The sequence below is a fragment of the Photorhabdus australis DSM 17609 genome (assembly GCF_000711895.1).
In the GTDB taxonomy this organism is placed as follows: domain Bacteria; phylum Pseudomonadota; class Gammaproteobacteria; order Enterobacterales; family Enterobacteriaceae; genus Photorhabdus; species Photorhabdus australis.
In genome coordinates this window covers 1-22795 of sequence record NZ_JONO01000067.1, presented here as the reverse complement: position 1 = coordinate 22795, position 22795 = coordinate 1, and the positions used below count along the sequence as shown (strand labels likewise).

Annotated in this window: 20 protein-coding genes and 1 pseudogene; 11 read left to right on the top strand and 10 right to left on the bottom strand. The window is 37.6% G+C overall.

Annotation, left to right across the window (positions count from 1 at the left end; translation table 11 throughout):
* The 3 genes from BO26_RS16255 to BO26_RS16245 form a co-directional block, all read left to right on the top strand.
* The coding region (locus tag BO26_RS16255) for a DUF4123 domain-containing protein (RefSeq protein WP_036773256.1) at positions 1-816 on the top strand (816 nt) is incomplete at its 5' end.
* A 22-nt stretch (positions 817-838) separates the two neighbouring features.
* A complete protein-coding gene (locus tag BO26_RS16250; protein WP_036773254.1) occupies positions 839-2341 on the top strand; it encodes a hypothetical protein in 1503 nt (500 codons plus the stop codon).
* 111 nt (positions 2342-2452) lie between these two features.
* A complete protein-coding gene (locus tag BO26_RS16245) occupies positions 2453-3469 on the top strand; it encodes a hypothetical protein (protein WP_036773253.1) in 1017 nt (338 codons plus the stop codon).
* A gap of 201 nt (positions 3470-3670) precedes the next feature.
* Here BO26_RS16245 and BO26_RS16240 read toward each other — a convergent pair whose 3' ends face one another.
* Positions 3671-4399 (bottom strand): LuxR family transcriptional regulator, encoded by a 729-nt coding sequence (locus BO26_RS16240; protein ID WP_036773250.1) that lies wholly within the window; start codon positions 4397-4399, stop codon positions 3671-3673.
* Positions 4400-4918: 519 nt separating this feature from the next.
* On the opposite strand from BO26_RS16240, the gene BO26_RS16235 reads away from it, so the two are divergent.
* Positions 4919-5509: an inclusion body family protein gene (locus BO26_RS16235; protein WP_036773248.1), complete on the top strand. Its 591-nt coding sequence runs from the start codon at positions 4919-4921 to the stop codon at positions 5507-5509.
* 262 nt (positions 5510-5771) lie between these two features.
* Here BO26_RS16235 and BO26_RS16230 read toward each other — a convergent pair whose 3' ends face one another.
* Complete coding sequence (locus BO26_RS16230; RefSeq protein ID WP_036773246.1) at positions 5772-6500, bottom strand: autoinducer binding domain-containing protein; 729 nt, start codon at positions 6498-6500, stop codon at positions 5772-5774.
* Between the two features lie 476 nt (positions 6501-6976).
* Between BO26_RS16230 and BO26_RS21625 the strand changes: the two genes are divergently transcribed.
* The 7 genes from BO26_RS21625 (at position 6977) to BO26_RS16190 (ending at position 18466) form a co-directional block, all read left to right on the top strand.
* A complete protein-coding gene (locus BO26_RS21625; RefSeq protein ID WP_051691022.1) occupies positions 6977-7492 on the top strand; it encodes an AidA/PixA family protein in 516 nt (171 codons plus the stop codon).
* 36 nt (positions 7493-7528) lie between these two features.
* Positions 7529-8080, top strand: a complete 552-nt coding sequence (locus BO26_RS16220; protein WP_036773245.1) for an AidA/PixA family protein — start codon at positions 7529-7531, stop codon at positions 8078-8080.
* Between the two features lie 668 nt (positions 8081-8748).
* Positions 8749-9270 carry an AidA/PixA family protein gene (locus BO26_RS21620; RefSeq protein WP_051691021.1) on the top strand — a complete coding sequence of 174 codons (522 nt, stop codon included), beginning with the start codon at positions 8749-8751 and terminating at the stop codon, positions 9268-9270.
* A gap of 38 nt (positions 9271-9308) precedes the next feature.
* The gene (locus tag BO26_RS16210) at positions 9309-9881 is read left to right on the top strand and encodes an AidA/PixA family protein (protein WP_036773243.1); all 573 of its coding nucleotides are present in this window, start codon (positions 9309-9311) and stop codon (positions 9879-9881) included.
* Positions 9882-11003: 1122 nt separating this feature from the next.
* Complete coding sequence (locus BO26_RS16200) at positions 11004-11606, top strand: AidA/PixA family protein (RefSeq protein ID WP_036773238.1); 603 nt, start codon at positions 11004-11006, stop codon at positions 11604-11606.
* Positions 11607-12294: 688 nt separating this feature from the next.
* On the top strand, positions 12295-13962 hold the full coding sequence (locus BO26_RS16195; protein WP_036773236.1) for a ShlB/FhaC/HecB family hemolysin secretion/activation protein: 1668 nt from the start codon (positions 12295-12297) through the stop codon (positions 13960-13962).
* A gap of 61 nt (positions 13963-14023) precedes the next feature.
* Positions 14024-18466, top strand: coding sequence for a hemagglutinin repeat-containing protein (locus tag BO26_RS16190; RefSeq protein WP_036773233.1), 4443 nt, complete (start codon positions 14024-14026; stop codon positions 18464-18466).
* 298 nt (positions 18467-18764) lie between these two features.
* Here the strand turns inward: BO26_RS16190 and BO26_RS24680 are convergent, their stop codons facing one another.
* From BO26_RS24680 to BO26_RS16155, 8 genes and pseudogenes are all read right to left on the bottom strand, one after another.
* A complete protein-coding gene (locus tag BO26_RS24680; protein ID WP_420864708.1) occupies positions 18765-18875 on the bottom strand; it encodes a hypothetical protein in 111 nt (36 codons plus the stop codon).
* Positions 18876-19012: 137 nt separating this feature from the next.
* A complete protein-coding gene (locus BO26_RS22825; protein WP_236637487.1) occupies positions 19013-19159 on the bottom strand; it encodes a transposase in 147 nt (48 codons plus the stop codon).
* Between the two features lie 50 nt (positions 19160-19209).
* On the bottom strand, positions 19210-20157 hold the full coding sequence (locus BO26_RS16185; protein ID WP_072023287.1) for an aspartate/ornithine carbamoyltransferase family protein: 948 nt from the start codon (positions 20155-20157) through the stop codon (positions 19210-19212).
* A 630-nt stretch (positions 20158-20787) separates the two neighbouring features.
* Positions 20788-21219 carry a hypothetical protein gene (locus BO26_RS16180; RefSeq protein ID WP_036773231.1) on the bottom strand — a complete coding sequence of 144 codons (432 nt, stop codon included), beginning with the start codon at positions 21217-21219 and terminating at the stop codon, positions 20788-20790.
* 296 nt (positions 21220-21515) lie between these two features.
* A complete protein-coding gene (locus BO26_RS16170; RefSeq protein ID WP_036773228.1) occupies positions 21516-21773 on the bottom strand; it encodes a hypothetical protein in 258 nt (85 codons plus the stop codon).
* Positions 21746-21985 carry a hypothetical protein gene (locus tag BO26_RS16165; protein ID WP_036773226.1) on the bottom strand — a complete coding sequence of 80 codons (240 nt, stop codon included), beginning with the start codon at positions 21983-21985 and terminating at the stop codon, positions 21746-21748. Before BO26_RS16165 ends, BO26_RS16170 begins: the two co-directional genes overlap by 28 nt.
* Positions 21975-22466 carry an adhesin gene (locus BO26_RS16160; RefSeq protein ID WP_236637486.1) on the bottom strand — a complete coding sequence of 164 codons (492 nt, stop codon included), beginning with the start codon at positions 22464-22466 and terminating at the stop codon, positions 21975-21977. Before BO26_RS16160 ends, BO26_RS16165 begins: the two co-directional genes overlap by 11 nt.
* Before the next feature lie 132 nt (positions 22467-22598).
* Positions 22599-22795: pseudogene (locus tag BO26_RS16155) on the bottom strand (hypothetical protein); the annotation flags it as partial.

The window sequence follows — 22795 nt, the reverse complement described above, 5'->3', positions numbered from 1 at the left end:
CAGCCTGAACTCTTGAAAGTGGCCCCGTATCTGGTGGAAGTGACCGAAAAAGTCGGGCTTTTTCTGGCAGAATGGGGAACGCCCTGGGGGATCTTCCTGCACTCGCAAGCCGACATGAGAACACTGCGCCAGCATCTGCGTAAATATCTTCAGGTCTTATTGCCCGATCAGGCCAAGCCGGTGTTTTTCCGGTTTTATGACCCGCGCAATATCTGGGATTTTCTCAGCGTCCTGAGTGACTGGGAAATTCACTGTTTTCTCGGGCCGATAGATAAAATTGCCACAAATTATCCGGGGATTGACAGGCAGGATAGTTTTCACGCCGCCAGAAAACAATTTCCCGCCGAAGCCCGTTCCAGACAAAAAATGTTGAAAATTACCAAAGAGCAATATGCTCATTTCAACCATCTCTTCGCGCAAAGATATATTAATAAATTGACGCATTTTATTAATGAAGTGAGTTATTATCATGCAGCCGATGCAATGAATATTCCACACTCCGTCCTTACGGCACTTTCAGACAAGATATTAATCAACCCGCTTCCTAATATTTCGTCTGCGCCAACCCATATAGATGAAGAGGCATTAATACGTCATCAAAACCTGGCAGAGGCGTGTTTTTATTTTTGTCAGGATAACGAAATCACCGATGAACGTTCTATCCGGGGATTTCTCTATCTGCTGATGGAAAGGCGCATTGAGCAGTTTCAGCACATCCCGCCAACATGGTTAGCCCAACTCAACGATAATCAAGGGCCAGGCTATTATCGAATGGAAAAATTATTAACAAGCGAACTAGGATTTATTCCCAAATGAACTGATTAATAAGGTAATTAATATGACCAAACAACGCATTTCTCCCCCTGCCGGGGCTGCCTGTATGACATGTAATAATCCCGATCCCTGTCTCTATGAAATCAACGTCACTTTTGATAAGAAAACTCAGGTCTGGCCTAAAAAGTCCTCAATCAACATGAACCTTGTTGATAATGGGAAAGGCCAAACCGGGACGATAAAAATTACAGAAAAGTGTGATCATGCCAAACATCAGGCTAAATTACACGGGGGAACAAAAGAGAAAGCTTTAAAATTTAATACGCCTGAAAAGGTCACGTTATTTTACAAAGAGCAGTTAAAAAGCACAGATATTCAAAACGACCTGAAGAGCATCGCCTCTTATCTGTCTAATATTGCCAACCCCACCGACATGTATAAAGCTCCCCGATATTATAAGCTAGAGATACAAGCCTGTACTGACCGTCGAAAGTACGCGACGATTGCAGTTTACCCCTCGGTCAGATTTATGGTCTCGGTAGGATTTAGTTTTGATCTTTCCTATGATAAACGGAGTATTAAAGAACGACGTGATGAACAGAGAAAAGCCCGTCTGGCTATGGAAAATGTCAAGCCTAAAAATGGTAATAAACTGCGCAAAGGGTGGACCACTCGCACAGATGAATTTTCCCTAACCCGGGAGACAAAATTGAAGGTAGAATACGCTTTGACCGTTCAGGATAAGGATTATTCGGCCTCATTTGTCAACACCAAACAAACTAAGGAAACCAGGAGAAATTTAGATGCTATTAGTTTGGCCGAAAAGCTGCTGGGATACACTAAAACATACCTGGTACCTGCTCCCGGCTCAAAAGGCAAAACTCCCCAGAATTACCAACTACTTAATCTCAAGCTTACTCCGAGCAACATCGGGCTGGCTTATGCCTATGACCGAACCACCTCAGTCGAAGACAGTACCCATTTTGCAGGTTTCTACGCCGCACCATTTATGAGTATGACTGGCAAATTGGACCTTATCCAAATGGGTGCGGCTTATTGCAAAATAGAATTTCTCGCAGCTAAATTCCGGCAAGCTCTAGAACGTAAAAATGCGAATGATAAAAACTATCTGGAGTTTGAATGTTGCCTTATTGTAACCTGCGACCTGTCTTTTCAGCTAGGAGCTGCTTATAAAAGCAAACAATGGACTTTTGATGCGGGTAATAAGAATAATTTGAAATTAAGTCTGGAGGGAAAAGTGAGTGCGGCATTTAAACAAAACATTTTTATTGTAGAAATTGCGCTAAATGCGAAAGGTACTATCAAAACTGCGGCAGGTTTTCAATTCGATCAACATAATAATGGGCTCGATCTCGTCGGTTACCATGATGGAATGACGGCTGAAATTGAGTTAACTGCGGATGCAGAAATAGGCAGGAAGAAAAAAGCTACGAAAAAAGTTAAAAATAAATGGAAATGGGTTATTGCCGATCCGCTAAAAGCCAGTGAATCTCCATTAAGAATTAACCTGCTAGGAAAAGAACGGCCTGCTATCGTACGGAGATAATATGCAGTAAATGGTAATGCGGTCAAAATAAGTTATACCGCTCACTTTTAATCTAAAATGGATAAACCTCCATTTATCAATTCGGGATTCCTAAAAATGTAAGGATAAGAAATGAAATTAAAACTGTTATTACTATTATCAGGAGTGATTTCCATGTTTAACGCTAAAGCAGATGACCCCAGGCTGTATATTCGTAGTGTATTCGATATCCAATATGCCTTTTGTGATATTAAAACCAATGGCGTAACGGGATTCAGTAACCGTAATTCGGCCCTGGAAGGGCGAGGGCTTGGTACCGCCAGCACGGGTTCTATGTTGTTTATGATAAACGGAGAAAATAAAATTAGCCTGGAGTTCGGTGCCCTGGGTTGGTTCTCCTCAGATGAAATGTCAGATAAAGCCCGTAATCATTTCAACCCCGAAGCTAAGTGTAAGTTAGAGTTAACCGCTATGCGCGGTAAAAACAGCCGGATTTTGACAGCGATTGAAGTAGCGATTGATGAAAATGGTCAGCCAGTGGCAATATCGCCAATGGATGAATCCAAATACACCGCTATCAGCACCCCAGTTGTGCGCCATGTAATACAGGCCGAAAGTACAGAAGCCGGACATATAGAGAAACAATATTTTGATGCCAAAGAGTTTCCACCCAATATGACTTTATACCGGTTTAGTCGGACGGTAAAAGTCAGTGGCTTACCTGACTGGGAATGGATTAAAGCAACGCCTTATACCGATACACCAGAACAACGCCGACAACTGCAACAGGCTTATATGGCTGTCTGGCAGGCATATCATGCCAAAGATGTCAATACTATCCGGGAACAACAAAAAGTCGCGCTTAAAGCCTGGGCCTGGTCAACCGGTGAAAGTGAAGAGAGTATTTTTACCAGCAAATTCTTTCATCAAGATTTCAAAGAAAAAAGCTTTAAAATGATACCAATTAACTGGAATGACTACCGGGTTAAAATAATGAATGAGGGCAGAATGGTCAGATTAGTAAATAAATCAGACTTCAATAATTCCCCAATATCCTATTACGTTGATGATGAAGATGGTGATACTGATCTGGCTACTATCGCGCCGATTTTTTCATTAATTAACGGTCGATTTGTCCAGGTGATTTAATTAACCCATATCGGGTTATTTAACCCGATATTTTTTCTTAATTGGAAATATAATAAAAATCAGTGGCATCCGTAAATCTCACGGTGATGATAAATCTACACAGATGCAGGGAAAATTCCTATCAACCTATTCGAGTAATAACATTAATAATTCAGATCATTTTATAAGGTAAAAAAATTTATAATTTCTCATTGATATTAGTTATATATAACCAAGTAATACCGCTTTCGCTATTGCCTGGAATTTGTTTCTACAACCCAGTTTCTTAACAATATTCATTAGGTGAAAATCAACGGTGCTTTTAGTGACACAAATGGTTAATGCAATCTCACTTGATGTCATCCCATCTGCTGTATACCTTAATACTTCTAATTCTCTATTTGAAAATGAAGTTTCATCTACATAGAAAAATTGCAAATACTTTGTGTGTGATGTCAAATATCTTATTATCCTAATATACACTCCTAGAATTTCTCCACTGCATTTATACATTGTCTCGTTATCAATGTACCCATCTTTCCCTGCAACAGAAAATATTCCGTAAGTTCCTGCAAATGCAGGAAGTCCAAAGGTGATCCCAGAGCGAAATCCATGTTTCTGACTCACATACCAAACCTCCTGCCCATTAGATTCTGAAAAAAAATCCAAGTCCCATATTCTTGAAAAAGCAGGTGGAACAGGCCGGAAATTTAGAACAGGATCAATCATCCAATACTTTTTTTCTATATACAGGTTTCTCCAGGACTCATGATAATTATCAAAGAAATACACTTCACGGTTAGATATCGGAAAGCGAGCCTTTAATATAAGAGAGAACAAACTAAACCCCGAAATTTTGTTAATAATTTCACAAACTTCAGCTACAAAATGAGCATCTACATCCAATTGATGAAATTTATAAGGTAAGGTATATGGCCGATAAATATTCATTCAACACCCTCTGAAAAATTAAGAATATTGATAGAGAATCTCCATGTTTATTATAGTAGCAAAATTTATACTTAATAAATAAAATAATAATTTATTGTTATATAGAGGCAAAATCTAACAGTCCACAATGTATTATTCGTAAACGAGAGAAATTATATCAATAGGATTAAAACTTTAATTACCATGGGGAATAATATATTTGTAAAAATATATTATAGTCATATGAAATATATTAAACCATTTTCAAAGTAATTTAAGAGATTATTTAACACACTCACTTAAAGTTTTTATATTTTACTTTTCACAACAATAAATCAACTGAAATATTGAACTATATAAATCGATACCTAATAAATATACGAGTAATTTTTCCGTATAAACTATGATTTATACCAGTAGCTGTTTCAACTTTAATAGTTAATTATATAAAAATGAATTTATTAGAACAATAATGAGTAATCAAAATAACTTTGTGATTACAGATAGATAAATAATTTAAATATGTAAAGAGGTGTTGTGATGAGTGAAATCATTCAGGGTAAAGATAATAGTATTACAGCCAGAAACTCTGTCACTGCTGATGTTACTTTCGTCATTGACGTTGATTCAATTATTAATTATCTTCATGATAATAATGTCAAAAATTCTCTGGACCCTACAAATCCGATAGTTATCCGTCAGCATGTATATATCGCTAATTATACTCCAGAACTTGGACTCAAAGTGGCTAGTTCATCTGGTGCCCGTGTCACTGTTCCTATTAATGCAAATATTAGATGGAGGGCTACTACTGTATCTAATAATTTCGACTATACAATTATATTGTATAAATTCAAAAAGCTTAGTACAGGAGAAGATGTCATCTCTGTCCCATCACATATATGGTCACAGAACCCTATGGGCAAAAAAGTTCCAATGGTCCCTTCAGGCGTTAATGCAGATGGGGATGCACCTACGATAATTTTTGTTGAATCTAAAGATAGTTATTTCCAGGCAACAGCGCATAAACCCGGTGTAGAACAATATACATGGTTTTTTGCCGCTTATGACGGCACAAAGCTCTTGGGTTATTATCGATACGATCCATATGTTGAAGTAACTAATAATTAAATACTTATATGCTGTAATTTCCCACTGGAAAATTATCAAAATAATTTTCCAGTTTTTTTATTTTTCACGGTATCAAATATAGCTCAATATCGATAACAAACATTAAGTAAAGAACAAGCAGAACTGTGACATTACAATTCTGCCAGAGGAAAAGGGTATTTTATTGAACGTATTTTCCGATCTTAACAAAATATTATTCCAATTTTGCCAGGTAAAACTATTCCTGATCCCTATTCACTGCTTGTAACAATAAAACCTATAATTATATATACCCAAGTAATGCAGCTTTAGCGATTGCCTGGAATTTATTCCTACAGCCCAGCTTCTTAACGATATTCATTAGATGAAAATCAACGGTACTTTTAGTTACGCAAATAGTTGAAGCGATCTCACTGGAAATCATACCATCTGCGGTATACCGTAGCACTTCTAATTCTCTACGCGAAAATGAAATCTTATCTATATAAAACGTCTGTAAATACTTTGTATGTGATGTCAAATATCTTATTATTCTAATATATACCTTTAGAATCTCCCCACTACATTTATACATTGTATCGTTATCAATCGGCCCATCCTTCCCTGCAACGGAAAATATTCCATAAGCTCCCGAAAATGCCGGAAGACCAAATGTGATCCCAGACCGAAATCCATGTTTCTGCGTCATATACCAAAGTTCTTTCCCATTGGATTCCGCAAAGAAATCCAAATCCCATATTCTTGAAAAACTAGGCGGTGCAGGCTGGAAATGTAGTACAGGATCGATCATCCAATACTTTTTTTCTATATAAATCTCCCTCCAAGATTTGTGATAATTATCAAAAAAGTGCACTTCACGGTTAGATACCGGAAAACGAGTCTTTAATACAAGGGAGAACAAACTAAATCCTGAAATTTTTTCAATAAGTTCACAAATTTCAGCTACAAAGTAAGCATCTACATCTAATTCATGAAGTTTATAGGGTAAAATATATGGCCGATAAATATTCATTCAAATCCCTCTTAAAAATTCAGAATATTGATAATGAACCCAATATTTATCATAGTAGATAAACTTATTTTTGATAAAAAATATTTATGTATTGTGATAAAGAAACAAAAAATTGGATAACCCACTATGTTCGATTCATTAACCAAAAGAACTATATTAATATGGCTGAAATTTTTATCATCGAACAACATATATACACATTTCATTGCCCCATGAAAAGCATATTATACTGTTTTTAAGGAGATCTAATCTGTTATTTTAATACATTAATCCAGAGTGAGTGTTTGTTCTTTTTAAATAATTAGTTATCTGCAAACTCAAAGAGGTATTTAATGCATCAAGTCAACCTCTAAACCATATCAGTAATTTTTTTATATAAACTATGATTTATACCAGTGGTTATTTCAGGATTAATAGTTGATCATTAAGTGACAGAAAAATCTTAGAGCAGTTTAGTCCAATAAAGGAGTATAGAAATGAGTGAAATTGTGGATATTCTTGTTTGTGTGGATATTAATTCTATCATTAAGGAATATGCATCCTTGAGCAACACCCCTAATTCTCCTACAAAAATAGATAATAAGTTTATTCGCCATATAACTAGTAATAGCAATACCTACCTACCAGAAAAAAATGCCACAGGAGAATTAAAAATAAAGATTAATATTGGCGATACTATTAAGCTCAGAGTTATGTCTCTAACGCAACAATTTGAATATGGTATATATCCACATAAAATAATAATTCTACCCGAAAAAAAGGTCACACTAAATGCCTCCAATAATTATAGTTACACTCTTTATCTAGATAAAAGTGAAGATAATTCAGATATATGTGGGAAGTATGAGAATCAACAGACAGTGGATAACTATATAGAATGGAAAAGTCAAACTAGAGGACAAATATCATTTTACTGTGTTATGTATATATATAATGTGAAGATGAAACTCAATAAATATATTTATTATGATGCTAAGATTAATGTCTTATAAATTAAAAAATCACCAAATAATAATGAGGATAATATTATGAATGACGAAACCAGTTTTAGAAAAATTAACTCCATTGATATTCTTGTTGCTGTTGATGTAAAATCTATCGTAAATGACATTGGAAAAATCAATCCAAAATTGAGCCAAGATTGTAAAAAACCAACCCAAATTGATGATAAATATTTTTATTATATTACTACTCAAGATCAACAATATACTCCTAAGGATAATGCCACGGGTAAGACTATAATTACAGGAAAAGTGGGCAATTCTATTAGATGGCGTGCTACGAGTCTCTCTGCTCAAAATAACCATCAAGTATTTTTATATCATATGAAAGCACTATCAAATGCAACTTATATTTCTTCATCAATTATTAATAAATTATCTAGTGACATTTATTTCCAAAAGGAAAAAATAGATCCTAAGGTTGCCTACATTCCCTTCAAAGCTATGTACATTTCTTATCTAGAAACTACGTTACTTAGCCCAGGTGACGTCCAATACATATCCTATATATCTATATATGATAATAATAATTCTCTTATTGGTTACTGCAGTCATGATCCACTTATTCATATTATTTAATTAACCGGCTCTGTTCAGCCCGGGTACTAATACTACCCACCAAGCATCTAAATACAGTAATTCCCCACGCGATCCGACTAACAAGCATATTTTCCAGAAATGACGGTCAGTTGCTATATTTCAACATCTTTCCACAAAAAGAAAATATATTATGAAATATAAACAATTGACCTGTAAAATAAGATATTGCGGTACAAATTACCCAATGAATTATTTTAATCTATAATATAGAAAAAATCATTTAACTTATTATACAGATGCACATAGAATTCTTGTTTGTTATTTACTCTGATTCATTAATAAGTAGAAAACTCAGAACTATAAGATCCTTAAAAAACCACTTATAACCACTTTAATCAGCACTCAGGATTAGAAAAAATCAATATTGTTTTCAAAAAACACACTCAGATCTAATATCCCCCAAGATAATACAAATGAAATTATAATATGCAAAAATAAAATATAGAATTTAATTATCTGAAAAAAATCTAAAAGGTAAAGTTTTACCATTATCTAATATATCAATCAATAAACATATAAGTAACTTTCTTTTATAAACTATGATTTATACTAGTAGCTATTTCATACTTAATATTTAATTATTAATATGTTAGATAATGACTAAACAATCTAACACAACATAACTCTTTATGATCAAGGAGAATAAAATGAGCGAAGCCATAGATATTCTTGTTTGTGTAGATGCAGACTCTATCGTTAACAGATATAATTTAAGCAAAAATTATAACAACCCCACACGATTAGATAAAAATAGTAAATACCTATACTATATAACTGGCAATGGGAATGTTTATGCTCCTGGAAATAATGCCACGGCATGGACAGACGTAAAAACTGATACTGGTTCTATTATTAGATGGAGACCTACATCCCTGACACAACAATTTGAATATACAGTACTCTTATATAACATGGAAGGTACGGCTATTAGTAAAGGACTGATTGATTCGCCCTTTATGTACTCTGGTGATATTACTATTCCTTATCTGGCTTCAGATAATGAAGAAACTATATCTACAACATATAAGCCAGATAACGTAAGGCAATACTATCATCAAACGACAGCTGAGAAGTCAGGTAAAGGTTCATGTATTTGGTCAATGATGATATATAAAAGAGAAACTTTCAAGGGGTATATATCTCATGAGTTTCCAATTGAAATAAAATAAATTCATAAAACTAATAGACTAATAGTTGGAAAAATATTATGAACAATATAGAACATACTCTTTTATCAGATAGCTCTATCCAAATAATTGATGTCCTTGTTTCTGTTGATGCACAAACTATCGAAGATGATATCAATAAAGGTATATTAAGATTAAGCCATATAGAAAAATCTCCGACCGCAATTAGCAACAAATATTTTTATTATACGACTTCTCAAAATCAATTATATGCTCCCAAGAACAATGCCACAGGTGAGCTTGAAATTACAGGTAAAGTTGGCGATCTGGTGAGATGGAGAGCATCTAGTTTATCCACCCAATTTGATTACCAAGTATTTTTATATCATATGACAGGTTCAGGAGTTAATTCTTACGTCTCCTTACCAACCCTTCTGGAAACAAGTTTTAAAATCGCCGTTCCTGAGCAAAAGGGAACAGGTTTACCTAATCACATATATCCAGTTACATTTAAACAAAGAAATGTTTATTGCCAACAATCTACGTTGCTTAGCCCAGGAAGAGCACAATATACATGGTACATATCTATCTATAATAGATGGAATAATCTCATAGGTTATTGTACTCATGACCCATTCATTAATATAATTTAATTATATGTTAATTCCTCACTGGAAAATTATTAAAATAATTTTCCAGTGTTTTTATTTATCACGGTATCAAATATAGCTCAATATCTACAACAAATATTAATTCATATAACAATAAACCTACGATTATAAGAACAAACTAAATCCTGAAATTTTTTCAATAAGTTCACAAATTTCAGCTACAAAGTAAGCATCTACATCTAATTCATGAAGTTTATAGGGTAAAATATATGGCCGATAAATATTCATTCAAATCCCTCTTAAAAATTCAGAATATTGATAATGAACCCAATATTTATCATAGTAGATAAACTTATACTTGATAAAAAATATTTATTTATTGTGATAAAGAAACAAAAAATTGGATAACCCACCATGTTTGATTCATTAACCAGAAGAACCATATTAATATGGCTGAAAATTTTATCATCGAACAACATATATACACATTTCATTGCCCCATGAAAAGCATATTGAACTGTTTTTAAGGCAATTTAATCTATTATTTTAATACATTAATCTAGAATGAGTGTTTGTTCTTTTTAAATAATTCGTTATCTGCAAACTCAAAGAGGTATTTAATGCATCAAGTCAACCTCTAAACCATATCAGTAATTTTCTTATATAAACTATGATTTATATTAGTAGCGATTTCAGCTTGAATGGTCAATTATTAGTGTAATAACTCACTATTCAAGCATCTTAGCTCAGTGAAGGATCATGAAAATAAGTAATATGATAGATATTCTTTTTTAGCAAAGATTAGATACAGAAATTTACTTTGCAAGTCCTTATGCTCTTTGGTAAATATTAATAAATAAGAATATCAATGAATTAATCAAACAATACTTTCCCAGAAAAATGCGAGATGGAAAAGCACCTAATGAATTATTTAAAGAAATACAAACCTGTTTACTCACAACATAATGATGTTGCACTAATTATGTAAATCTACCATTAGTAAATATATGGGTTATTTTATTATATAAACACTAATTTATACTAGTAGCGATTTTTCACCTAATATCTAATTATTAGAAACAAAGGGATTCATTAGAGTGATAAGGAGTTATTAAAATAATCTTTCAATTCATAAAAAATTTAAATACATAAAGAGGTATTATAATGAGTGACATAATTCAAAATAGATATGATTCAGTTGACGGTAGAACGGTTATAGCTGATATTATCTTTGTTATTAGTGTTGATGACATTCTTACTCATCTTTATACAAATCATATCGATCCTAAGTGTTATTTGGAACCCAAAAAACCATATCAGCTCAATAGCGGTGTATATATTATTAGTCATACTCCAACGTTTGGAATACACGCTTCCTGTTCATCTGGTGAACACATAAAAGTACCTGTAGGTTCAAATATTAGATGGAGGGCTACAACTATATCTGATAACTTTAATTACACTGTTATCTTGTATCATTTCGATAAGTTACATTCATCAGGAAATAAAATTATCTCTCAAGCATCGCAAATATGGTCACATACCCCTAGTAGAATAATTCCAGCCCTTCAATCTGGAGTGAATGCCTGTGAAAATGCACCTAAAATAGATTTAATTGAAACTAAAGATCATTTTTTTCAAGCAGTAGCCCTCGCTAGAGGCAGAGAGAGATATACATGGGCTTTTGGTGTCTATGATGGTGAAGAGCCACAAGGCTTCTTTAAATATGATCCATATATTCACGTAACACCATCAAATAGCAACTAAATATTTAAATACAAAAAGCTCCCACTGGAAAATTATTAAAATAATTTTCCAGTTTTTTTATTTTCACTTTACCAACCTTACCTAAATGTTTGTTAAAAATACCAACTCATATAATAGAAAAATTAAACAATATCACTAACTTATATACTTTAATTTCCATCCCCAGCAAGATTTATTTCCATCCACCAATTCAACAATCTTCCGACAATTATTCCATTAAAAATTTAGATAAAATCATTCCTACTATTTATTCCTCTACCAAAAATCACTTATAAAAACTATTACACCAGACATTATCATTTCCCAAGCTAAGCAACCTTAAATTAAAATTTAGACCATTATTACTGAATTATCTTAAATTTTACTTTATTTAAAGATTTTCCTAACGAGAATATTCTATTGTCCATCCAAATAACCCCTGGTCAATCATTTCACTTAAGTTAATTCAGTAATAAGCAATAAAATAAGTATTCTTATTAACTCATTATTATCCGAATAACCAACTAATTGAAATTTCTAATATAAAATCCAGATGTAAAAGAAACGCTACTCGTTAATCAGAGCATGATATAACCTGGAATATGCTTTAATAACTAATCAGTTAGCCAATATGCATGCAATTACCTATCAGGCTAAAACCCCATATTTTTGTTTTATGGAATAAAATATCATCTTTATCGGTGAATGTATGATAAAAAGAATATCTATTTTAATATTGTGTTCTATTTCCTGCCAAATAACCGCTTCACCCGCAGAGATAAATGATAATCTGCCAATGACAGAAGCCAGGAGAACGTTGCAAGAGAGTTCTCGGGAAATTAACCAATTAATAGAACAACGCCGATATCAGCAATTAAAACAGCAGGCTAATACCACCCCTGAATCAACACCCGCGCCTGTTTTGCCAGAATCCAGGCAGTGCCTGCCATTAACCGGTGTTTACCTTAAAGGGATCTCGCTTCTCTCTGTACGAGATTTAAATACTCTCAGCGCTTTGTCCCCAGAATGTATCAGTAGCCATGATATCAACCGGCTCAGCCATGAGCTTACTCGTCTCTATATCAGTAAAGGCTATATCACTGCCCGTATTCAATTTATTGCTCCCGATGCAGATGGAGAGTTAGGGCTAAATGTTGTTGAAGGTTTTATTGAGAAAATCGAAGGCGGTGATCGTTGGGTTAACAGCAATGTGTTGTTCCCCGGTCTGGAAAAACAGCCCCTTAATATTACGCAACTTGATCAGGGCTTAGATCAAGCTAATCGGTTACAGTCCAATAAAACCACGCTGGATATTTTGCCAGGGACAGTGAACGGTGGTTCAGTCATTAAACTGCATAATCAGCACAGTAAACCCTGGTTGCTGAATATCATTACCGATAATTATGGGCAGAAAAGTACCGGGAAATGGCTGGTTCGCACAAATACTAGTTTCGATAGTCCGTTTGGTTTATCTGACTTTATCAGCTTAAATGCCAGCAGCACGTTGGATAGCCCATCCAATCGATATAGCCGCGCCACAACCCTTCTCTATTCAATACCCTACGGTGCAGCAACATTCAGCGGATTTGGCAGCTATTCCCAATATGCCAGTCACCCCCATTTGCAAAACAAGACTGTGAAAATCTATGGGAATACTCAGCAAGTTGGTGTGCGTTCTGATTTTGCCTTCTATCGCAATCAATCTCAGATTAATACTGTCAGCGGGCAACTTATTTATAAGAATTACAACAATTATATTGATAACACCAAGATTGGTGTCAGCAGCCAGACGCTAAGTGTATTTGAACTCGGTGTGAATCATTTACAAATAATTCCCACCGGTTTAATCACTCTGAATCTGAGTGTCGAACAGGGGTTACCTTGGTTCGGTGCACAAACAGCCACGACTTATCTCAATGAACAATTCACCAAAGGTAAGTTGATGGTCAACCTACATCAGCGTTTTACATTATTCAATTCTTCTTACCAGCTCAATAACCTGCTTTATGGGCAATACAACCGGCACAGTTTACCCGGTGTCGAATGGCTGAATATTTCTGATCGAAATGCGGTACGGGGATTTAGCAAAAACACGCTATCCGGTGATAACGGCTGGTATCTGCAAAATACCCTGTCCCGAACGTTCCCAATTGCCAACAGTACATTATCAATGCGTATCGGTATTGATGTCGGCCAGGTTCAAGGCTATCGCAGCCCGCAAGGCTGGCAAAGCAGTGTGGGGATAAGCACCGGAGCCACGCTGAGATACCAACGAATGGTGCTCGATATCGAAGCCAGCCGTGGGAAATGGCTTTCCAACCGCAAAGCCGTTGATGAACCCGTTCAAGTGCTAACCCGTTTTTCTTACACCTTTTGATGGTTTTCAGCAGTACCTAATGTTGTACACACAAATATAAATAATATATAGAGACTCATATATGAAAAATAAAAAATTCAAGTTATCTCCTACCGGCAAACTTGCCGCGTCCATGGCAATCATCCTTGTATCCTGTTCTACCAGCTTTGCCAACGAAATCGTTGGTGGTGGCGATTCGGCACATCGTCCCGATATTTTAGCTATCGAAGGTAAAGCAACGGTTATCAATATCGTTCCCCCTTCTTCTTCCGGGCTGTCACATAACCAATATTTGGATTATAACGTCGGCCATGCAGGTGCCGTTCTGAATAACGCTTTGCAGGATGGCCAATCACAATTAGCAGGCCAACTCGCGGCTAACCCCAATCTGAATGGTCAAGCCGCCAGCCTGATCCTGAATGAAGTTATCAGCCGAAACCCTTCCCTGTTATTAGGTCAACAGGAAGTTTTCGGCATAGCCGCAGATTATGTGTTGGCAAACCCGAACGGCATTACGTGTAATGGATGTGGTTTTATCAATACCAACCAAGCTTCTCTGGTCGTCGGTAATCCAATGGTGGAACAAGGTAATCTGCAAGGTTTTAATACTTTTAATAATCAGAATAGTTTGAAGATTAAATCAGATGGTCTAACCGCCAATGCGGTTCTTGAGCTCATCGCACCCAAAATTGACAACCGGGGCACCATCACGGCTCAAAAAGCGATTCATGCTATCAGTGGTGCAAATAAAATCTCAGCCACAAGAGAAATACTTGACTCTCAACAGGAGCTGACTGGTGTGCTGGATAGCTATTATCTCGGCAGTATGCAAGCCGGACGTATCCACCTGCTCAATACCGCACAAGGCAGCGGGGTAAATCTACAAGGCTCTCTTACTGCAAGTGACGAGATTAATGTGAATTCTCATGGCAATCTGAATTTAACAGCCGCACATCTACAAGGCGGAAATGTTAATCTCTCAGGCAATAATATTGAGGTAAAAGGTCAAATCAGCGAATCGAAATATCATCGCGACGGTAGTAATAATTACCAAAGCTTTTTCAGTGAACGTTATGCACATGACAGTAAAAAAAGCCAATCACTTACCCGTACTAAATTGGCCGGTAAAAATATCTCGTTAGTTGCTAATAACAATAACCAGATTACCGCCACGGATATAATGGGTGATGATGTTAATCTCAGTGGCGCCAATCTGACTTTAGATGGACAACAATTAATTCAATCCACGAAGAATATTAATAACCAACGAAGTTATTCCTGGCGACACGATGTGACTAAAGAGAATGAAAAACTGCATCAGGAAAAAAACAATATTCAGGCGAAAAAAAGTGTGGCTTTAAACGCGACAAAAGGTGACGTTAAGATCCTTGGCAGCAAAATAGATGCCGGGGATAAACTGACTATTACAGCGAAAAAAAGTGTCCAAATTGCCGGTCTGACTGAAACAGAAAAAACCGCAGAAACAGGTTACAAAAAAAATCACACAGCTAAATTGCAAACCGGAAGTTGGGAAGAGAGTAAACAAACTCAGCGTCTGATCGCCAGTGAATTACAAGCAGGAAATGATCTTAATATCAAGGCAGGAACCCAAGCCAACATTCTTGGCGCAAAAATTCACTCAGGTCAAAATATGACAGTGAACGCCGGTCAAAAACTGCAAATCGATGTTCAGAAAATCTCTGACAACCGTGTTGTACGTGATGATAAAAGATATTGGGGCGGTATTGGCGGTGGCGGTAATAAAGATAACAGTGAGTTGAAAGAAACCAGTCATGCATCTGAGTTGACTGCCAACGGGCGTTTATTGCTGTCAGGCCAGGAGGGGATATCCATTACCGGTAGTAAAGTCAAATCGGATCAAGGTGCTTTTGTTGATGCCAATAGTGGCAAATTAACTATTGATAATGCGGTCAGTCATCTTAATCAGAAAATTGATGAGCGAACGGGCACCGTATTCAACATTACCAATAGCTCACAAAAAACCAATAATAAGCAACAGAAATCGCATGGTAGTGAATTAGTCTCTGAGGCGGATCTTAAATTACTCGGTGATGAAGATTTCAATGTCATCGGCAGTCAGATAAAAAGTGCCGGCGCGCTCAATCTGAAAACATCCGGTCATATCAAAGTACTTTCTTATGGCGAACAGCAACAGGTTGATAAACAAAACACCTCGTTGGATCTGCAAAGCCACTTTCAACAAAAGGGAGATAAACAGTATCGTGCCGGCGTGGGTATTGAACATACCAGTAACACCCAAAACAATCAGACGATAACCCAGCAAGCTTCCACTTTAAGCGGAGGCAGTATCACCATCGATACTGATAAAGATGTCACCCTCAGCGGTTCCAATCTGGTGACGACCAAGGGTGATGCGAAGATCACCGGAACAAATGTTCATCTGCTAGCAGCGGAAAGCAAAAAATCCGAAGAAAAATTTCAGAGTAAAAAGCACGTTGGTGCCTACCTTACCGGCGGAATAGATAAAGTGGGTTCCGGTATTCATGGTGGCTATGAAGGCAATCACAGCCATCATACTAATAGTGCCGCTGTTGTTTCTGGTTCTCAGATCGCAGGTAATCTGAATATTAAAGCTAATGGTGAATTGGTTCAGGAAGGTACTCACCATAAAGTCAGTGGCACTTACACCGCTGAAGCAGGTAAAGTCAGTAATTTGGCCGCATCCAATACTGAATCACATTCCAACAATAAACTACAAGTTGGTACCGATATTGGCGTCAATATAGATTATAGCGCTGTCACCCGTCCGGTTGAGAAAGCCGTGAAAGAACCTGCTAAAGCCGCGCTGGATGGCACATTCGCCAAGAAAGGTACCCCCAATCTGGGAGCAGATCTGGCAGCCAACGGCAGTAGCATCCAGACTGAGGACAAAAAGTCTGAAGCTGTTGTAACCTCTGTCCGGGCCAGCAATGTCGTTATTAAAACCAATGGCGAACTGTATGATCAAGGCACTCAATACCACGCCGACAAGGGTAACGTTACATTGGGAGCCGGCAACCATACCAGTGAAGCAGCGCAGAATCGCCACGAAAGCAGTCACAGTGAAACCAGCGGCAATGCTGACCTACGAGTTTATACCACAACCGGCGAGGATATCTCCGCGAATGGTAAAGGTAAAGGCGGCACACAAAGCAGCTACACCTCCACAACCCAATCTGTTACCAGCCAGATTACAGCAGCCAATGACGTTAATATCCGTGTCGCAAGGGATGCTGAATACCAAGGTACTTCTCTGAAAGCTGATACTGGCAAAACCAATATAGATGCTGGAGGTGATATCCGGTTTGACCATGCCACCAACAGCACAACGAAAACCACGACTGGCTATAACGGTGAAGCTTCTGCTAAAGGCGGAACCTCCCCAGAAGGCAAGAATATTCACATCGGTCTCGGCGGCGGTTACAACACAGACAGCAAAAATAGTAATACAGCTCAGGTGAGTGAAATTGGCGGTCAGCAAGGTGTCAACCTGAACGCGGGTAATCATTTGACCCTGAAAGGCTCAGAAGTCACGGGCAAGCAGATCGACCTGAATGCTAAACAAGGTAATGTTGAGTTGGTATCTGCTCAGGATCGGGTGAATAACGATGGTTGGGAATTCAATCTGAAAGGCAACGGTGGTCATTCAAACTCTGTCAAAAAAGCGGAAGACGACAGTACAACTACCATCACAAAGCAGAGCTTTGGCGGGGAATTAAAAGCTGGAGTTGATCACCTGCAAGCAACCACTCACCATAATAGCCATATCAAAGGTGAAAATGTCGTCATCAACAGTGGCGGTGATGCAACAATTAGCGGAGCACGTATCGACGCTGATCAGGTAACAGGTAACGTTGGCGGTGACTTGCGGGTCGAAAGCCGTAAAGACACTGAACATGGGCTGAATGTCGGTGTTGATGCGGGTCTTAATTACGCGAAAGAATCCAAAGTAAAAAGCGACGATATTCCTAAAAATGAGGTCACGAAAGGTAATGCACCTCAGGATGATTCGTCTAAAGACGATGTATTGAAAGATGATCCAGCTACAAACCCAACAGAAGAGCCACAACAGAAAGGATTGCAGGAAAGGCTGACCTCCGCATTTAACACTATTAATAATCTTAAAGGTATTAATGGTGTCACCGGTAAATTCAAAGGTAATGTTGACATCAAAGATCGGGAAAGTGTCAACGAACAATCCATTATTTCAGGTAAGCAGGGCGTTAATCTGGATGTAAAAGGAAATACACATTTGATCGGCGGGCAGATTGGTAGTGAGAAAGGCAATGTCATTCTTAATACTCAAAATTTAGAACAACAATCTGTCACGGGTTATGACAACGGCAAAGGTGGCAATGTCGCATTACCTGATTCAGTTAGCGGAATTATCAAAGCCGTTCAGGAAGGTGTATTGTCCGGTAAAATACCTTTGGTGAAAACCTATAGTAATGAGACAGAAAATGGTATAACTCATGGTGAAATAATTAACCATAAGTCTCAATAATTTTTTCTTTTATACCCAATAGATTTCAAGTTGCAGTGCGGTGGCAAGAGAACGCATCCCCAGGATGCATAGACAACGATGTGACTGGGGTAAGTGAACGCAGCCAACAAAGAGGCAACTTGAAAGATAACAGGTATACAAAAGATCCTTCATTAGGAGGATCTTTTTCTTGATAACATTAAGAACTCATTATACGAATAATATATTTATTAGATAGAAAAATAATGACAAACCAGAGCCGCGTCTGCTGTTGATGACACCGCCAAACCGACAACACGACGTGAATACAAATCCATCATCACCGCCAGGTAACTCCCCCCGGCTGACGGCTTATCAGACTGCACTCTTTCATCAGACGACGAACCTTCCAGCGACCTATTGGAATACCGGCTTTTCTCAGCTGGCACATTAACGTGCGACTCCCGGCATAATAAGCACGACGGGAAGCCTTCAAGAGACGACAAAGGTCAGTGACTGGCCAGCGCCGACTTAGCCGTGTGATTAAAGCGCAAACTTGCCGAGGGCTTCGCTCATCAACACGGCAGCCTACTTTAAAATGGCTTTACCGGAAGGGGTGATCCCGTTGAGTTCGGCCTGATATTGTTTTATCCACTTGCGCAAGGTGCTGGAGTCGAGTTCGAGAGTCCGGGCCACATCAGGCACACGTTGCCGGTGTGTAATAACTTGTGTCATCGCCGCCACTGTGAACACCACCAAACCCCTTCCTGTTTACACACAAATCCTTACCGTCCGCCAATAACGTTGAAGTAACCTTGGAGAACTGCCATTCTAACAAAAACTCCGTTCTCAGCCTGAGAAAAATAAGCACAATGTACTGAATTATCTAACTCATAAGGAAGCTCATAACCTCGCGGAAGAGGATGCATAATTATGGCGCGGGGATGTAAGTATGAAAGTAGATCAGGAGTAAGCATCAAATTGGAATTGGGTAAATGATCTGCTGTTTCTTTATAACCCGCCATATAAATAACATCCGCACTACACAATCCCTCTTTGATGTTATGGAGATATTCGTAGGTGACACCAGCTTGACGAAGATACGCTTCGTCTTCTTGAAAAAGCTTACAATTTTCTTCAGTGCAAAGTAATAATTTTATATTGTGAAACAGGGCGATACAAAAGAGAAAGGAGCGCGCTGAGCGAGAAGAGGGATGACAGCATAATAATAAAGTTAATGATTTATGAAGAGGGAAAGATTGATGAATGGTAAAAATATCAAGCAAAGCCTGCGTTGGATGCTCTGCATTTAATCCTTCACCATTTCCCGCATTTATAACTGGAAGGCGGCTCTTTATACAATAGTTATGCACAGACTCAACTTCGGCATGGCGCATAACGGCAATATCGGCATACGCATTGATCATTTGTGCAGTATCCGTAAATTTTTCATTCCAGCTTGAACCAGAACGGCTTGACTCACCATCAGCAAAACCTATAACTTTTGCACCAAGGCGGTTGGCTGCGCTTTCAAAACTGAGGCGAGTTCTTGTACTGGCCTGAAAAAAAAGTGAAGCAACAAGGATATCTTCATTTCTTTTTTTTATTTTTTTATCCGGTTTCGATACTTTAAAATTCTGAGCCAGATCTATAATATTCATTATAGTGTCTAAGTCTAATGATTTAATAGAGAGAAGGTTATCCTTTAGAAAAAAATTTTGCACTGATATCATCACTTACCTCCGGACTTTCATATTAATGATAGATACCCGTTATCTTTCAAGTTGCCTCTTTGTTGGCTGCACTCACCCTGGTTACGGAGTTATTTATACCCTTCATCTTTCAAGCTGCTGCTTTGTTGGCTGCGTTCACTTCCCCCAGTCACATCGTTATCTATGCTCCTGGGGAGGCGTTCTCTTGCCGCCGCTCTGCAACTTGAAATCTATTGGGTATATGCTCCCAGGGATTCGCTCCCTTGCCGTCGCGATGCATCTTGAAATCCACTAGGTAGATATAAAAATAACGATAATGAAAAGACCACCAAGCAAAATAGACCGACAACCGCATTTTCTGTAAGAAGCATACGATTGTTAAAGTTACTGCTAATATTACAGTTGAATTGGGCTACATTTTATCAAAAAAACAACCCTTTTTAGCTCATTTAGAATGTATAAGAGATAAAAAAAGAAAAATATTTATGCTCAATTAACTTTTTTAAATAATCATTATTATCCCAATGAATAGGAGTAACTTCATTAAATACCTCTCGAGCCAAACCAGTATAATTTTTTGTTTCTGATATATCAATTCCTCTTTTGGTTATAAAGGATTAAATTATGCACATATTTAAAGAACAGATTCGACTAATTGTGCAATTTTTCAGAGGGGGCTGTCGTCTTATTTTCAGCAATACCTTTATCAGCCAGAGAACCTCCTTTTCCTTCAACGACTTCTGTCGACTTATACTTACTTAAAGACAGATATGCTTTCACGGCTGCAAACTGTATCAGCTTCGCTTCACTGGTAGGTATACCACCGGCAACGATTTCCGCCGCCTTCTGCGGTGTCATCTGCTCATTCGATAACACGACATCCAACGGAACATCAAAGAAGTTTCCCCACGCAATAATCAAACCTTTTGCCGGGTCCTGACCATCAGGGACTTGCCCTTTCAGGTAGTGAGTTAAAGCTGCGTTGATTTCTTCCGGTGTTGCCCCGAATTGAGCCATTTTTTGAGCCAGTGAACCTGCGCCTTCAAAATGTTTAGCGCCTTCGGGACCAAACAAACTTCCCATGCTAAGGGCATTATTGTCCGCAACAAAAATTACAATCTCGATTTACAGGTTAAGATAAGCTCCATTATTTACGTAAGTTATACTGATGGAAATACATAATCCAAGTACCTGTTCCGCCTATTGATCCTATAGATGTTCTTATTTTGAAAGCCTTTTTTATATCTTCAAATGAAAAAAGAAATATTCCGCCTATAAAATACCAAGCTAAGCACCTGATAATGAAAAAAATAATCAAGCTCATGAAAAATATAGCCACTATCCATATAATGTTTGTAATAAAGAAAAATTTCACTCGATTATTTTGGGGAACCATTGCCTTTCTCCTGAGTTTTATTAATTTGCTCTTGAATAAGGGAATTCGTTCCTTCAGTTGTAATGGAAGCTCCCATATTACCAACAATACCGGGGATCTTACTCGGTGGCACCTCTTTCGAGATCCCAAACTGGCCTTTTACTTCTGAATACTTAAGTAAGTTGGGATTAAATTTCGGGTCCCAGCCACCAGTTATCCATTTATCTATAGCATTTATGAACGATAATGTCGGTAATACCATATCCAATTTCCTCCTCCAACTACTATGCCTCCTGCTATTCCTCCTTCAAAGCAACGCCAGAGAATTTCCTTACTTAAATCAAACGGGATGTTATAAAAGACAAAGAAAAATAGCTCAATAATAATCAGCATAGCCATTGCTGTTAATATCAGTGCAAAAGAACAAAAAACCATCAAATAAATCAGAATAAAGATCCATCTCTTATTTGTCATTATTTTTCTCCTTAATCAAATTGATACCTTTATTAATTTGATCATTAGAGAATTCTGTTGTTAAAGAATTACCCGCATTACCTACCATGCTAGGCAGAGGGTTTAAAAGGAGTGGCTTCGAAACCCCCATTCCCATGTCAACCCATTCATAATTTTTCCAGTTCGGGTTAATAAGTTTTTCCAGGGGATTTTGAACCAGTTTACCTACCCCATAACCAATCCCAGAAGCGGCGCCAATTATCACCCCTCCTTTTAGCGGATCATCCCCTTTCACATAACTCGAAGCAGCTCCCATACCCACATTCCAGGCTATTGTGCCCCATAGACCAGTATTGGTCGTGAATACCCCCGTCCAGTACGCAAAAATAGCATCATTGGGGTCAACATTGCCATTAGCAAGATATTGGATACCAGTGTTGGCTCCGGCACCAATCAGGCCCGTTGTTATGGCGGTTCCCGATAACAATGGTAAGGCTAACACACTCCCTTCCGCGGCAACCATAGTCTGGCAGGTGCAGGTTAGTGTTGAGCACGGGCAGTTGATTATCCGGCTTGTTGAGAACAGCTGACGGTTAAAAGCAGGAAGCTCCCGGCCACTGACCGGGACGCCTAATTAACAAAAATCCTGTTCTATATTACCTTCCGCTTTTAGGATTGCCAAAAAGCGTTGATAAGCAGTTTCATCTAATTCAAGTAGATCATCCAGCAACTGTTCTTCTATTAATGCCCAATGATGAACACTTTTAGCATCATCATTTGAGAAAAAAACAGTTTTAAAACCTATCGTTGTATCGATAACTGAGACTTCAT

Bases quoted from the DNA above. Each gene is read 5' to 3' on its own strand.
- BO26_RS16250 (WP_036773254.1), top strand. From the start codon at position 839: ATGACCAAACAACGCATTTCTCCCCCTGCCGGGGCTGCCTGTATGACA.
- BO26_RS16245 (WP_036773253.1), top strand. From the start codon at position 2,453: ATGAAATTAAAACTGTTATTACTATTATCAGGAGTGATTTCCATGTTT.
- BO26_RS16240 (WP_036773250.1), bottom strand. From the start codon at position 4,399: ATGAATATTTATCGGCCATATACCTTACCTTATAAATTTCATCAATTG.
- BO26_RS16235 (WP_036773248.1), top strand. From the start codon at position 4,919: ATGAGTGAAATCATTCAGGGTAAAGATAATAGTATTACAGCCAGAAAC.
- BO26_RS16230 (WP_036773246.1), bottom strand. From the start codon at position 6,500: ATGAATATTTATCGGCCATATATTTTACCCTATAAACTTCATGAATTA.
- BO26_RS21625 (WP_051691022.1), top strand. From the start codon at position 6,977: ATGAGTGAAATTGTGGATATTCTTGTTTGTGTGGATATTAATTCTATC.
- BO26_RS16220 (WP_036773245.1), top strand. From the start codon at position 7,529: ATGAATGACGAAACCAGTTTTAGAAAAATTAACTCCATTGATATTCTT.
- BO26_RS21620 (WP_051691021.1), top strand. From the start codon at position 8,749: ATGAGCGAAGCCATAGATATTCTTGTTTGTGTAGATGCAGACTCTATC.
- BO26_RS16210 (WP_036773243.1), top strand. From the start codon at position 9,309: ATGAACAATATAGAACATACTCTTTTATCAGATAGCTCTATCCAAATA.
- BO26_RS16200 (WP_036773238.1), top strand. From the start codon at position 11,004: ATGAGTGACATAATTCAAAATAGATATGATTCAGTTGACGGTAGAACG.
- BO26_RS16195 (WP_036773236.1), top strand. From the start codon at position 12,295: ATGATAAAAAGAATATCTATTTTAATATTGTGTTCTATTTCCTGCCAA.
- BO26_RS16190 (WP_036773233.1), top strand. From the start codon at position 14,024: ATGAAAAATAAAAAATTCAAGTTATCTCCTACCGGCAAACTTGCCGCG.
- BO26_RS24680 (WP_420864708.1), bottom strand. From the start codon at position 18,875: ATGTGCCAGCTGAGAAAAGCCGGTATTCCAATAGGTCGCTGGAAGGTT.
- BO26_RS22825 (WP_236637487.1), bottom strand. From the start codon at position 19,159: ATGACACAAGTTATTACACACCGGCAACGTGTGCCTGATGTGGCCCGG.
- BO26_RS16185 (WP_072023287.1), bottom strand. From the start codon at position 20,157: ATGATATCAGTGCAAAATTTTTTTCTAAAGGATAACCTTCTCTCTATT.
- BO26_RS16180 (WP_036773231.1), bottom strand. From the start codon at position 21,219: ATGGGAAGTTTGTTTGGTCCCGAAGGCGCTAAACATTTTGAAGGCGCA.
- BO26_RS16170 (WP_036773228.1), bottom strand. From the start codon at position 21,773: ATGGTATTACCGACATTATCGTTCATAAATGCTATAGATAAATGGATA.
- BO26_RS16165 (WP_036773226.1), bottom strand. From the start codon at position 21,985: ATGACAAATAAGAGATGGATCTTTATTCTGATTTATTTGATGGTTTTT.